The following is a 12809-nucleotide window of genomic DNA, read 5'->3' as shown; positions in this document are numbered from 1 at the left end:
TATTAAAGGAATCCTTAACGTGACTTATATTGAACGCGCTATAAAAGACGGACACGCTGAAATTGTAGGTGAAGGTAAACAACAGAAGATTATTTACAAAGCTGTCGATCATACAGAGCGTTATGCCGATCCAGAAGAACAAGTCCGGGCTGAATTTTGGGCAGAATTAGTTTACCGATATCAGTACGAGCCGCAGCGAGTAGGAATTGAAATAATTGTCCCAGATCGCACTCCATCAGATCGGGCTGATATAGTTGTATTTCAGGATGATGAACGCAAGCGTCCCTATGCTGTGATTGAGTGTAAACGGGATGGAATCACAGACGCAGAGTTTAACCAAGCGGTTGAACAGGCTTATGGAAACGGTACTTGGGCAAAGTTCCGGGCAGATTATGTGATGGTGGTGGCGGGGTCAACTCGGCGCGTTTTAGATTGTACGGATAAGTATGGCGCACTGGAGCGAGATAAAAACATCGTTGCAGACTTGCCTATCAAGTACGGTAAGCCAGAAGAATACAAATACAAAAAGGGTAGCCAGCTAGATATTCAGCCTGTTACTAAGGAAGCATTAATTCTGGCAATTCGCAAGTGTCATCAAACTTTGTGGGGTGGTGGTCGGTTATCGCCTCCAACAGCTTTTGGGGAATTGTGTAAGCTTATTTTCGTTAAAATTAGTGATGAGCAAGCCCCACGTAAGAAAGGGGAACCCTACGAGTTTCAGATTAAAACCCATGAGGAAAGCCGCCGTTTAGCTGAAAGGATTCGCGCACTGTATGAAACTCAACAGGCAAAAGATCCAGAGGTTTTTACTGAAAATATCAAAGTAGATGACAGCATCATTCGGACAATAGTGCTGCACTTGGAAAGCATCAACCTGAACAAAACCGATCTGGATACAAAAGGACTCGCCTTTGAGCAGTTCATGGATGGTTTTTTTAAGGGAGATTTTGGGCAATATTTCACACCACGAGAAATTATTGAGTTTGCGGTTGCCATGATGGAACCAACTCACGAAGATATTGTGCTTGATCCAGCGTGTGGCTCTGGGGGATTTTTGCTGTATGCGCTGGATGCGGTGCGGCGAGAGGCAAGTGAGTATTATGCACCAGATAGCAAGGAGCATTACAAGCACTGGCATGATTTTGCTGAAAGGCGGTTGTTTGGGATTGAAATTAACGAAGAGATTACCCGTGTCGCCAAGATGAACATGATCTTACACGATGACGGACATACAAATGTAATTGGCTGGGATGCCCTCGAACCAATTGAAAAATTAACGGCTCATAACAAAGGCTTTGCTGAAAACCGCTTTACTTTGGTGCTGACTAATCCGCCCTTTGGCTCAATGATTAAACAGGAGGAAAAACCCTACCTCGAAGATTATGAGATAGCGAACATTGCCTATACAGTTAAAAAATCTACAAAATCTGACTTTAAGACAGGTAAAAAAGCAGTAAAAGCAAAAACTTCAGTAAAGACAGAGATTTTATTTTGTGAGCGAGTGCATCGGTTTCTCAAACCTGATGGTCGTGCTGCTATTGTCTTACCTGATGGTATTCTCACCAATTCTTCGCTTCAGGGTGTGCGGGATTGGCTGTTAGAAAATTTTCAACTGTTGGCAGTGGTGAGTTTGCCACAGACAGCATTTTCTCACTTTGGGGCAGGAGTAAAAGCCAGTTTGGTGTTTTTGCGAAAGCGAAAGCCGAGTGAGAAAGCCAGCGATGAAGAAGCGATATTTATGGCAGTAGCGGAAAATATTGGTTATGACGCGACTGGACGGAAAACTATGAAGGTGGTGGAAACTCAGGAGGAGGGCGACAAAAAAACGGAGATTCAGCGATGTGATTTGTTTGATCGTCGAGTACCGTATCACAAAGAGGGCGATCAATGGATTTCAGAACCAGATAGCGTTATACCAGATTCGGGAATTCTGGCACAGTACCGTAAATTTCAGCAGAATCCTCAACCTTTTTTCGTCTAAGCCCCGTTGAAAGTGAGGCTTACTGCTTTGCAATTCGACGGGGCAACCTTGATAAAAGAAGGTTTGATCCATACTTTTACAATCCAGAATTTATAGCCTTAAATGAATGCCTAGAAGGGAAAAGTGTTTCTGTGGGCAGTTTGATAGTTTCATGGAATCGAGGAGATGGCCCAAGAACAGGTTTCTACACAGATGATGAAGTTAACGGTGTTTATTTTTTGAGAGTTAATAACTTAAAAGAACATAGTATTGATTTATTAGATGTTAAGTATATCCATAGAGAAGTACATGAAAAAACTTTACAGAGAACCAAAGTAACGCGAGGAGATGTTATTTTTGCAATTAGCGGTACAAAGGATAATTTAGGGACAGTTTCTATAATTCCTGATTTTATACAAGAAGCTAACCTCAATTCGGCTTTAGTAAGGCTTGATTTAGATACAAATAAAGTAAATAAAGACTTTTTTTGTTACTTTTTTGACTTAAATGTTGCACGGAGACAAATTCAATTTATTGGTAAAGGAGCAGCACAAAACAATCTTAATAATGAAGAAATATCTCAAATAAAGATACCTTTACCACCACTTGAAATTCAAATATTGCTTGTTGCCGAAATCGAAGCAGCCCGACAAACCCGAAAACAAAAACTAGCACAAGCAGATGAATTACTTTCTCGTCTTGATGTGTACTTACTTGATCAACTTGGGTTAAATATTCCAGGAGAGATTGATCGACAAGTATTTGCAATTCGCTTAGACCAGATAAAATCAAGACTAGATTCACATTCTAATCAACCACGTTTTCGTAAATTAATTCAGCTTTTACAATCCCATAGATTTCCTGTTTTAAAACTTAGCTCTTTAGCTACTGACATATTTTCTGGTACTACTCCAAAATCTGGCGGTGACGCATATACCGATAATAAATTAGAAGGTATTCCTTTTATACGCAGTGGTGAAATTACGAAAGATGGGAGAGTTACAGAAGATAATGCTATTTTTATTAAGCCAAAAATTCATCAAGGTTTAATGCGTCGCTCTCAATTACAACAAGGTGATTTATTGATTGCTATTGTTGGTGCAACGATAGGTTCAGTAGGCGTGTATAATCTTCCAACCAGTGCGAATATTAATCAAGCAATTGCAGCCGTCAGGTTAGATAATAGCCGAGTTTTACCTGATTTTGTAAGATGGTTTTTATCATCTCCAATAGGGCAAGCTATCCTTGACTATCTCAAACGCCCAGTCGCAAGAGCAAATATCAACTTAGAAGAAATTGGTGAAATTTTAATTTTGATTCCTCCTTTGGAAATACAATGCTCAGTAATAGAGCAGGTAGATCATACAAGACTAACAATGAAGAGACTGCGACAGGAAGCTGAAACAGAATGGGAAGCTGCCAAAACTCGCTTTGAACGCAAACTATTGGGTGAGGAGGCTTAAAATATGAGCCAGCTAACTTACCTAATGCGCGAAATTGGAGCGGGGGTAGAAATCTTCTATAGCAGTAAAACAACTGGACAATTCATCAAATCTGCTTTTGTTCTCTGTGATAACTACACCGAATTACTTTCTAAACTTTTCTTAATCGAAGATGATCCTACCTGGTCAGATACCGATGAAACCGAAATGAAAAAATTTGAAGATGCAAAAACAAGAGTTGATACCGCTATCAAAAGTAGTGCAGTTCCGATCACCGACGATCTAAAGAAATTGGTTAAAGGTGCAGGGCGAGATCGTTTTAAAAATTATCATCGTGTCCTACAAGATGTTCACGATGTTTTTAATAATAAACGTAGTACTGAAGTTTCGATAGTTGACAATCTACACAGTCGGATGAAAGCACGGCGTGAATTAAGAAACGACTTTTTTCACTCTGCAAAGTTACTTAGACTTAGTATTGCTCAAAGTGACTGCATCGAAGCTTTTTGCGATCTTTTAGATTACGGGGAACTCTTGTTTCAATCAAAGTGGCAAGATGCACTATCAGCAGAGCGGACTTTAGGAACTTTAGCGATTTTATTGCGTTTAGACCTAAAATCTTATGGTAATCCGTCTATAATTTCCAAAGTTAATGAAATTCTGGAGAGTTGCCCAAGATATCGCCTAGCTGATAAAAAAAGTATTCCGAAAAAAGGTATTCAAATATCCAAGTATCCCGATGATTTACATCTTATTTTGTCTGTTATTGGTGGTGGACAAGAATTAAGGGATAAGCTTTCAGTGTTATTACATTGAAATTTTTATTTTCCAGAAACTTAGTTTTAATGTCCAGATTTTAGAGAAACATCAAAACCTAGTATGAACGCTGAAGACTTTCAAAATAGTCCTACAGGTAGATTAGTACAAATAGAAGAAGGTAAAAACCCTTGTTATGCTTTTGTTCCTAACCCCCTACCACCAGTAATTGAACTAGATATAGAAATTTGGCGTACTCTTTCAGATGCCGATCGCGCTTTAGGCGAACTTGCTGGATTAGGGCGCACTATGCCAAATCCGACTCTGCTCATACGTCTATTTATTCGCCGAGAAGCCGTTCTTTCCTCACGGATTGAAGGAACGCAAACAAATATAGCCAATCTTTATGCTTATGAAACAGGACAACTCTCACTCCCCGGTGTTCTCCCTGCTCCACCCGAAGGAGATGCACAAGAAGTATTAAATTATGTGCGTACACTAAAATCAATTGGAGAGACTGGAGGCAGAAAACACAAGGTTAAAGAAAGAATTGGAGGAATGTCTTTCTCACTCACCTAAGCCTTCTGTGTCAAAAAAATCTAATGTTCCATCTCTTTCAAACAAAAAAATCCAAGATGGGATTAGCGATACTATTAAAGATGAACTAGATGCTTTAGGTGTTGAATTGAACACCACCCTTGCTCCTACGATAAAGAACACTGACGAAGAAGTAGTTTTAACTGCTATTGAGGCATTAAAAGAGCAATTACGACATAAAGCGATTCCAAAACCTGGGGGTTGGCTGAAAAAAGCAATTGAAGGTGCGTGGCGACCTAATCAACCCCTTGGACAAAAAAGCCATCCAGCAGACTTATTTAGTGAATGGTATGATTTGGCTAGAGAGTTTGGGATTGTAATTGGTAGTCGCAAAGAAGACAACGGCTCTATCTCGGTTCAAGAAAATACTGGTCAGTGGTTCCCCTTTGAGGAATTCTCGTCAAAATGGACACTTCGGTATTTGCGTTCAAAAATACCCAAGCAAAGATAAATCTGGTTTTGAGGCGAAAACGAGACAAAGTAAACAAAACTTACCTTAGTTTTTAAAAATTTTCACGATCTATTTTAGATTGATGTGTGATATTAATGTAATAGGAAAAAGACCCTACTTAGATATAAGAGGGTCTTTTCCTGTAAAACTAAAAACTCTACTTTAAGTAGACAAGTGATGTTAAGTTTTCGCGGACTCACGCACTTTGTCTACCTTGAGTAGAAGAAGATAAACCCCGATGTATTGGGAGGTTTACTATGTCTAGACTTACTAGCTTAAGTCTAGAGGAGTCTGTCTTGCAAAGTCAAGCAGCCGTTTTGAGGGATTTATTCCAAAGAAAAACAGATAAAAGCGCAAAGATAATTGCGCTTGCAGGATTCCCCCGCATATACTTGCAAATTTGGCAAGCCGCGTCTGTTGAAAATGATACAGGTATAAGCGCAAAACTTATAGGTGAAAGAATTCATCTATCAAGGTGGTCTGTTTTGGAGTATTGCAAGAAATCAGTTGCAATAGATTGCTTATCTTGCGAAGAAATCGCAAGCGCCAAAACCGGAATAAAGCCAACATACTTATTCCGACTTTCAGATTGGCTTTTTCTTGAAAAAGATTTGATTAAGCTGGCAATTGAATATCAAGCACAGGGAAATTATATTCCCATTAATTCAGCAAAGATAGAACAATTTACACCAATGAATCTTCCTAAAACAGATTCTATCGATGGCAAAGATGAAAATGGCTACGTATTAAAGCTTGCACGTTTTCAGAAAGATATAAAGAGACTTGCGCCGAATGAACAAAGAGCTTTAAGATTATTTGCCAAAAAACCGGAAACTACATCTTCAAATGCTGCTCAAGAGTTGAAGTGTAGCCAAACAACGGCTCATAAACCTCTTAAAAAGCTTTATGACTTAGGTATTTTGAATCGCAAGCCAAAAGTATCATCTGATAAGGCTGGTAGGAGTGGATACATTTATTTCTTGAACGATCCTCTGACACCTGGTTTGATTAATGCAGTTTTCAACCAATCTCAACAAGAGTCAATATTTAAGTCAAAACCGGACTCAAAAGACTTTACAACCAGCAATGGTTTTGTTAATCACGAAACTTTGAAAGATAATAAATCCGATTCTATGAAAAAAGAATCTTCTGAGCAAGAAACTAAACTTCAGATTGAATCTAACGGAAATTTAGAAGTCATGGCAATGGTTACAGAATTTTTGATTTTACGTCAACAAGCTAGCATGATTGCCCAGAAGCAAAAAAATATTGCAGACAGTCTCAGAGATATAGGCGGCGAACAAGCTGAAGCGTTGATAACTACTTTGTATTCTGACAACCTTTAACTAAAAGCGGCGAGATATTACTCTCACCGCTTTAGCTTATGGGCGGCGCTTGGTGCCAGACGGGTCTCCTAAACTCAGTGCTGAGGGGTTCGATATCCCCTGCCGTCCACAATATCTTCATCATAAGACACAACGAATTTTAAGTAAAAGGATAAATACCTGCCATACGTTAAAATACTTAAGCTACTTTCTGACTGAGTTAATAATGCTACTATTGATAACGCAAAATGCAACAAATACTGGGGATAATACAGATATTAAATCTATGGAAAAAAATGAATATCTTGCTTGTTAAGAAAAGTTCTTCTAAAATAAAAAAGGTAGCTACTTTTTTGCTACCTCTAATTTCAATTAAGTCTGTGTTTAGCCTATTAGCTATCTGAAAAGTTGGGGAACTATGCTTCAGAGTGCAAGCTATGTAAACACAGGCAGTTATTTCGTTTGTTTAATGTTTTGAACTAGTTATCATCCACTTCACAGTAGGAAGACATTTTTTTCATGAATAGTTCTATGTTAGATGAAAAAGAACGTAAAAGTCAAGTGTCAGGCTTAATATCTGATAAAACGCAGCGATTATTTAGATGGTATTAATGCCGGAATGAAAAAAGGTTGCTGAAATTAATGCCATTAAATTAATAAGACAGATTCTTAAGAATATATGTTGATTATCAACCAATAATCATTTGGCTAAATCTAAACATAGCAGTAGCATATATCTGCTTGGCTTATGCGCTCAAAGGCGGCAATAGGTAAGATTTTAACCAAAATCCAATAGGTTGTTGTGTACCAACTAAAACTACAAAGTATTTCCCGTTACCTAGTGGCTAGTTCTATTCTTAGCAGTTGAGGAGAGTTCAGGAAATTTATGTTAACTCAGAAAATCCCACAAAGTTTTAATTGGGAATACAAGGACTATCCTCAATATTCAGTAATTTTAGAGGAACAAAGTTATGAATTGCTAAAACAATTGTGGAGTAGAACCATTGATATCAAAAAATCTTTGATTGACACCAGGGACATACATCGGCATTTTTTCAAGGATTTAACTCCTTTTGGGCATGAATATTTTGCAGGAAATTATAGAGGTGAAAATTATCCTCTTCTTTACAATTACGAGGTTGGCATTCCTGGAAATTTAAGTGTAGGATGTCCATCTAAAAATGTTCCAAAATATATGGTTCAGTTTGGCAATTCTATTGATAGAGCGTTAAATGCTTTGGATGTTTTACATGAATCAGAAGAACCTTTACATAAAAAATTAATTCAAACAGTTAGTTTTTCATGTGCAGCATTTATTAAGCTAACAAATATACACCCCTACGCTAACGGCAATGGTCACATGGGTAGATTTTTACTAATATCTAGCTTAATAAACTATGGTTACAAGCCAAAAAATTGGACTATACACCCAAGACCATTAGATCCACCCTACACGACCTTAATTAGGTTATATGAAAATGGAGATAAAGAATCATTGCATAAGTATATTTTGCAACAAATTCCAATTCCTTAATCTGTATGACTCGCTAAATATTTAGCTAATTTACTCAGATAATCTTCGGAAGCTTCTTGATTCATTTGAGCCTTTACTTTTTCAGCAATATCTTTGGAAAACTCAATAAATTCTGGTGAATACTGGCTATCAAAAGATTTTTCTGTATTTTCAATGCAGTTAATTACTTCTTCTAAATCACTAAGGTCTAAAATATCACTATCTTCACAAAAAATGCTATTAGAGGCAGCAACTTCTTCTAGTTCATTTAAGCGCATAGAGAAGTAGTTTTTCATGGTTTCTTGGCTAATGATTGCGCTGCTTCTTTTTCCTTGGTATGCTTCAATCCAAGGTTGTTCCCGATGAGTCATTTTTACTAGCTGAATTGCTGTATAGCGACCAAAACATATCCATATATTATCTAAGTATCTGACCGTATTTTTTTCTATTGAAAAGTCTAGGGGTAATATGCTGGCAGTAGGAATAGGTCTATTACCATAGGCTCCATATTCTCGACGGAGTTCCACTAAAACAGGCCCCATATCCCAAGCATAAATAACTTCAGGGAATAAAGGATTACCAATTTTTGCTAAGTAAAAACCTTGAGCATAATAAACAAGTTTCTGTAACTTAAGCTGAGTTACAGATCCTTCACCTTTCTCAAGAAAGTATTGAGCAATGTTAACTGCATTTAACATAATTACACACCTATCTGCACAAAATGCCCTGACCGAAGTAAAATTATTGTATAAAATAGTACTAATCTAATTTGACTCCACTAATAGCCTCCAAAGGTAAATATTCTTGACACAAATATTAGCTCAAGATACTTTTTCTTAAAATTTTTGCCTGTTCAGCAATAACTTAACATTCTGGAACTTTATCTTGGGTGATGGCTGCCCCTTTTTTTGAATATCTTGTACTCAAATCAAGAGGTGGCGCAGAGAAGAACTGTGCCAGCCTGTTTAAGACTCTATGTAAAACTGAAGTCTCGTAAAAGGCAAAACCTTTTATATTAATCAATAAATTGATTGGACGCAAGAAGGTTTCCTGTTTTAGTGTAAAACATTCTGATAAAGAAATGTAAATTTATTAATAAATCTGCATAGACACTATTTACTACGAATTTTTACAGGTAGATAGTGGTCAATGTTATTTGTATATTTAATTTGTCGAATAGCTGAGAAGGGCTTTACTTTATAGATATGTATACAAGGTAAAACAATTGTTAGTAAAGGGTTATAGCATTTTTGCTATAGATAATGTTCGTAGGGCGATCACTCTCGATATCCTAAATTATTTTCTGACGTTCTACCATTTTCCCAAACGGCGTAAAACACCTTTGACACCAAGCATCAACCCAAAACGCCGGGACTTTAAACCTAGCTCCGCAATTAGGACATTCAGACAGCAGACTTAAATTATGATGCGGACACCCTTGAGTCACTTTAAACTGCCACTCAATTTTGTGACAAGGCGACTCGATATAACAAGCAGCACATAACCGAATCGGCTCCATTTTCATTCCCACCCCAACAGGTGGCAACATCTGCACTAAGCTATCGACATCAACCCCCACTACAACAGCCAATGCTTCCAACTGCTGCCGAGACGGTGGGGGATTAAAGCGAAACTTTTCCCAACGAGCGATCGCACCTCCAAGCTAGGGTGTTGACTCTGAGGGTTTTAAAGTGGTAAATTTTCATGCAAGAAGTACGTAGCTGCATAGAAGTTAATGCAAGAGTTTAAAAGCCCAACCAGCCGATTAGCAAGATTGTTTCGCAATGGTCGAGACAATTGGAAAGAGAGAGCTTTGGAAAAACAGAAAAAACTCAGAGCATTAGAAATAAAAGTCAGAGATTTATCAACCTCACGAGACTATTGGAAAAGCAGAGCAAAAATTGCTGAATCAAAGCTACTCAAACAGAACATCGAGACGAGCGAGGGAAAAAAAAAGAGTTGAGTTAATTTCAAACACTCTAACTAAGTTGCAAACAAGTGGACAGGCTCTTAACAAGGTAGCGAAGGGACATCATTATTCAGTCGAAACAATTCAAATATCATTAGAACAAGTTATCAAGTGCGGTAGTAGTTTGCGAGGAGTCGAAAAGACTTTTGAATTGTACGCTGATTTTTGTAACCAGGGTACTCCAAGCTTTAGTAGTATTAGAAAATGGTTAGGGCGAATTGGTCTGTACGAACTCAATAGAGAAAAAGAATATCGAAGTGATTGGATCTTTATTGTAGATTTGACTGTAGAACTAGGGGCAGAAAAAGCTCTGGTAATTTTGGGGGTTCCACAACAACTACTTGAATCAGAAATTTTTCCTTTAAAACGAGGATTAGGACATCAAGATATAGAACTTCTTGCATTGGAAATTATGTACTCCACTAAGGGAGAATACATATCGCAGAAGCTCTCTGAGCTAACTTCAAAAGTTGGTCGTCCATTACAAATAATAGCTGATCGCGGCAGTGATATCCAAAAAGGTATCAAGCTGTACCAAGAGAATTATCCAGAAGTGATTTACACGTATGATGTGACTCATGCAATGGCTTTACTGCTCAAGCATGAGCTAGTAGCCGATGAAAAATATCAGTCTTTCATCGAGCAATGTACACGATGCCGACAACAACTACAACAAACAGAGCTATCTTTTTTATCTCCACCATCTCAACGTTCTCAATGTCGTTATTTCAATATCGAAAGGCTAATTAATTGGGCTATTAAACTTTTAGATTCTCCAATAGACATACAGGGTAGAACTGGTACCAAATATTGAACCTGCCATTTTGAGGCAAAAATTAAAATCCAAATTAGGATGGTTAATCAATTATCAAGAGCCGCTTAGTATTTGGAGCCAAATGGTTCAAATGACTCGAACTGTAGAGACTCACCTTAAAACTTGTGGGCTGAATCAAAAATTAAGCAGCGTCTTGAAGTTACAGCAATTAACTATAGGAGCCAATTCTCTAGTTAATTTCCAACTAAAAATTATAGATTATTTGACAATTGAAAGTTCTAAAATTCATTCAGAACAGACAATCCTTGCTACTTCTGATGTAATTGAATCGCTTTTTGGCAAATATAAACAGTTTTCTTCTCGATGTCCTCTTAAACAGATAGGTCAGATGATTTTGAGCATTTCTTTATCTACTATGAAGTTGACAGGATCTGTTGTAAAACTTGCCTTGGAAACAGTTCGGTATATTGATCTTGAAGCTTGGTCCGATCAAGTTTTCGGTCAATCTATGCCAAATAACGACACAGAAATTGCATGAAAATTTTTGGGCTAATTTCTCACAAAGTCAACACCCTACCTCCAAGCCCTGCGGCTTTACCTAACCCAGTAGGGGTTAAATCATTTGCCCGTCGAAAGCGTCCCAAAAAATGACTTAGGCTTTCTCCTTGATATGGTTGAACTCTAAACAGCCAAGGCTTAATATTTTCCACTTCCATTACTTGTACTCAGCAGCTACTTCCTTCAAAGTTTCCAAGTCAATTTTTTGCAGTCCTTTTTTTAAAGCCCGAATTGCAGTCTCTCGGAGAATCATATCCATCAAACCGATATAACCTCCAGTTGCTTCCCCTAACGTCTTCAACATCGTTTTACTGGAAAGGTTGGAAGCAACTGGCAATCTCAGTATTTGTTTCTCCCAAATATCCACCGTTCGCTTAAAATCTTCCCCTGACATCTTTCCAAAACGGTGACAAGACCGAAAACGGTTGTAAACCTGCTCATCCCGCTTAATCACTGCATCTAAGCGATCAGTTCCTACCAAAATCACTGCTATTTCTAACCTGTCAAAGATATCACGCACTTCCGCAAAAGTTTTCGGCTTAACGTGAGTTCGACGAACCTAAAAAGCCGCAGCAGGCAAAGCAGGTAAACCTTTAGGGTTAATATCTAAAGAAGGTTTTTTCTCTTGGTAGGTGTAAGCGACCAGTCCAGCTAAAAGGTTAACCATAAAATTGAGTACACTGCGGTGTCTTGAGTGTTCGACTTGGCAAATGTTCTTAAGTTGGTCATTGACCGACTCAATTACAGCCCGCTTACGGAGCAAGATTTTATCCATCAAGGGAACCAACTTATTTTTCATATTTTTTTTGAGCTTTGTGATTAGCTGTAAACCTCGCTCGTAAAGCTCCTCAAAAAGTTTGTGTGAAATATAACCTCGATCACCGAACAATTTACCAACAATATTTTGTGTCATATCTGGAACTGGCGCACGGTCGTCAACATTAGCTGAGGTCAGTTTAAAAGCGATTAATTCCCCCTGTTCATTGATAATTAGGTGTAATTTGAAACCAAAATACCAATCAACAGAATTCTTACCCCAATGAGCATATTCCTTAAATACCTTGTGTGAGGTTGCACGACACTTATGGCAAACACTAATCGGAGTTGAATCAATGAAACTAATCCCAGTAGTATTTCCTCGACGGCTGTGTAGATAACAACACAATGCCATTAGACTCCAAGGCATGATTTCAACAAATCGGTTGTAGCTGACTAGATTCGGGAAGGCATTCTTCCAATGAGGTAGAACTTGCAATGTATAAAAATCTTTAAATGTGCGATACCCAGATCCATGAAATGCAATGACGATAGTCATGATCTCGCTCAAACACATTCGACACTTGCTTAATTTCTCTCCTGCCATCTGCGGTAGGTGTGCTTCCTTCCATCCTGATTCAAAAATTTGGCAGAAGTCGTCTAAGTCGCAAAAAACGTTTGTGATATCCAAGCGAGATTGTAGATAC

General features: G+C 38.0%; 14 protein-coding genes. 9 read left to right on the top strand and 5 right to left on the bottom strand.

Features of this window, described 5'->3' with window-relative positions:
- The first annotated feature begins 19 nt into the window (after positions 1-19).
- The 7 genes from ACFG4S_RS32195 (at position 20) to ACFG4S_RS32165 (ending at position 8065) form a co-directional block, all read left to right on the top strand.
- Positions 20-1981 carry a restriction endonuclease subunit M gene (locus ACFG4S_RS32195; protein ID WP_392532912.1) on the top strand — a complete coding sequence of 654 codons (1962 nt, stop codon included), beginning with the start codon at positions 20-22 and terminating at the stop codon, positions 1979-1981.
- 131 nt (positions 1982-2112) lie between these two features.
- Positions 2113-3423, top strand: coding sequence for a restriction endonuclease subunit S (locus ACFG4S_RS32190; RefSeq protein WP_392532911.1), 1311 nt, complete (start codon positions 2113-2115; stop codon positions 3421-3423).
- A gap of 3 nt (positions 3424-3426) precedes the next feature.
- Positions 3427-4218, top strand: a complete 792-nt coding sequence (locus ACFG4S_RS32185; RefSeq protein WP_392532910.1) for a hypothetical protein — start codon at positions 3427-3429, stop codon at positions 4216-4218.
- Between the two features lie 63 nt (positions 4219-4281).
- Positions 4282-4737: a Fic/DOC family N-terminal domain-containing protein gene (locus ACFG4S_RS32180; protein ID WP_392532909.1), complete on the top strand. Its 456-nt coding sequence runs from the start codon at positions 4282-4284 to the stop codon at positions 4735-4737.
- A gap of 7 nt (positions 4738-4744) precedes the next feature.
- On the top strand, positions 4745-5206 hold the full coding sequence (locus tag ACFG4S_RS32175) for a hypothetical protein (RefSeq protein WP_392532908.1): 462 nt from the start codon (positions 4745-4747) through the stop codon (positions 5204-5206).
- Between the two features lie 257 nt (positions 5207-5463).
- Positions 5464-6552 carry a hypothetical protein gene (locus tag ACFG4S_RS32170; RefSeq protein ID WP_392532907.1) on the top strand — a complete coding sequence of 363 codons (1089 nt, stop codon included), beginning with the start codon at positions 5464-5466 and terminating at the stop codon, positions 6550-6552.
- A gap of 865 nt (positions 6553-7417) precedes the next feature.
- Entirely contained in the window at positions 7418-8065 is a 648-nt protein-coding gene (locus ACFG4S_RS32165; protein ID WP_392532906.1) for a Fic family protein, read from the top strand.
- Here the strand turns inward: ACFG4S_RS32165 and ACFG4S_RS32160 are convergent.
- Together ACFG4S_RS32160 and ACFG4S_RS32155 are read right to left on the bottom strand one after the other, a co-directional pair.
- Positions 8062-8742, bottom strand: a complete 681-nt coding sequence (locus ACFG4S_RS32160) for a Panacea domain-containing protein (protein WP_392532905.1) — start codon at positions 8740-8742, stop codon at positions 8062-8064. The two genes, ACFG4S_RS32165 and ACFG4S_RS32160, sit on opposite strands and share 4 nt — an antisense overlap.
- Positions 8743-9335: 593 nt before the next feature.
- Complete coding sequence (locus ACFG4S_RS32155) at positions 9336-9635, bottom strand: hypothetical protein (protein WP_392532904.1); 300 nt, start codon at positions 9633-9635, stop codon at positions 9336-9338.
- A gap of 397 nt (positions 9636-10032) precedes the next feature.
- On the opposite strand from ACFG4S_RS32155, the gene ACFG4S_RS32150 reads away from it, so the two are divergent.
- Together ACFG4S_RS32150 and ACFG4S_RS32145 are read left to right on the top strand one after the other, a co-directional pair.
- Positions 10033-10827 carry a hypothetical protein gene (locus ACFG4S_RS32150; protein ID WP_392532903.1) on the top strand — a complete coding sequence of 265 codons (795 nt, stop codon included), beginning with the start codon at positions 10033-10035 and terminating at the stop codon, positions 10825-10827.
- Positions 10828-10918: 91 nt separating this feature from the next.
- Positions 10919-11326: a hypothetical protein gene (locus ACFG4S_RS32145; protein WP_392532902.1), complete on the top strand. Its 408-nt coding sequence runs from the start codon at positions 10919-10921 to the stop codon at positions 11324-11326.
- Positions 11327-11345: 19 nt separating this feature from the next.
- Here the strand turns inward: ACFG4S_RS32145 and ACFG4S_RS32140 are convergent, their stop codons facing one another.
- From ACFG4S_RS32140 to ACFG4S_RS32130, 3 genes are read right to left on the bottom strand one after another with little or no spacing between them, the layout of a single operon-like run.
- Complete coding sequence (locus ACFG4S_RS32140) at positions 11346-11504, bottom strand: hypothetical protein (protein ID WP_392536155.1); 159 nt, start codon at positions 11502-11504, stop codon at positions 11346-11348.
- On the bottom strand, positions 11504-11866 hold the full coding sequence (locus ACFG4S_RS32135) for a TniB family NTP-binding protein (protein ID WP_392532901.1): 363 nt from the start codon (positions 11864-11866) through the stop codon (positions 11504-11506). The genes ACFG4S_RS32140 and ACFG4S_RS32135 overlap by 1 nt, the downstream gene beginning before the upstream one ends.
- A 39-nt stretch (positions 11867-11905) precedes the next feature.
- The gene (locus tag ACFG4S_RS32130) at positions 11906-12793 is read right to left on the bottom strand and encodes an IS982 family transposase (RefSeq protein WP_392535975.1); all 888 of its coding nucleotides are present in this window, start codon (positions 12791-12793) and stop codon (positions 11906-11908) included.
- Between the last annotated feature and the right edge of the window lie 16 nt (positions 12794-12809).

It is taken from the genome of Nostoc sp. C117, assembly GCF_043099735.1.
Taxonomy (GTDB): domain Bacteria; phylum Cyanobacteriota; class Cyanobacteriia; order Cyanobacteriales; family Nostocaceae; genus Nostoc.
Note: the sequence above shows the minus strand (reverse complement) of the source record. Positions and strands in the feature narration are given on the sequence as shown.

Bases quoted from the DNA above. Each gene is read 5' to 3' on its own strand.
- ACFG4S_RS32170 (WP_392532907.1), top strand. From the start codon at position 5,464: ATGTCTAGACTTACTAGCTTAAGTCTAGAGGAGTCTGTCTTGCAAAGT.
- ACFG4S_RS32140 (WP_392536155.1), bottom strand. From the start codon at position 11,504: ATGGAAGTGGAAAATATTAAGCCTTGGCTGTTTAGAGTTCAACCATAT.
- ACFG4S_RS32160 (WP_392532905.1), bottom strand. From the start codon at position 8,742: ATGTTAAATGCAGTTAACATTGCTCAATACTTTCTTGAGAAAGGTGAA.
- ACFG4S_RS32145 (WP_392532902.1), top strand. From the start codon at position 10,919: ATGACTCGAACTGTAGAGACTCACCTTAAAACTTGTGGGCTGAATCAA.
- ACFG4S_RS32165 (WP_392532906.1), top strand. From the start codon at position 7,418: ATGTTAACTCAGAAAATCCCACAAAGTTTTAATTGGGAATACAAGGAC.
- ACFG4S_RS32185 (WP_392532910.1), top strand. From the start codon at position 3,427: ATGAGCCAGCTAACTTACCTAATGCGCGAAATTGGAGCGGGGGTAGAA.
- ACFG4S_RS32180 (WP_392532909.1), top strand. From the start codon at position 4,282: ATGAACGCTGAAGACTTTCAAAATAGTCCTACAGGTAGATTAGTACAA.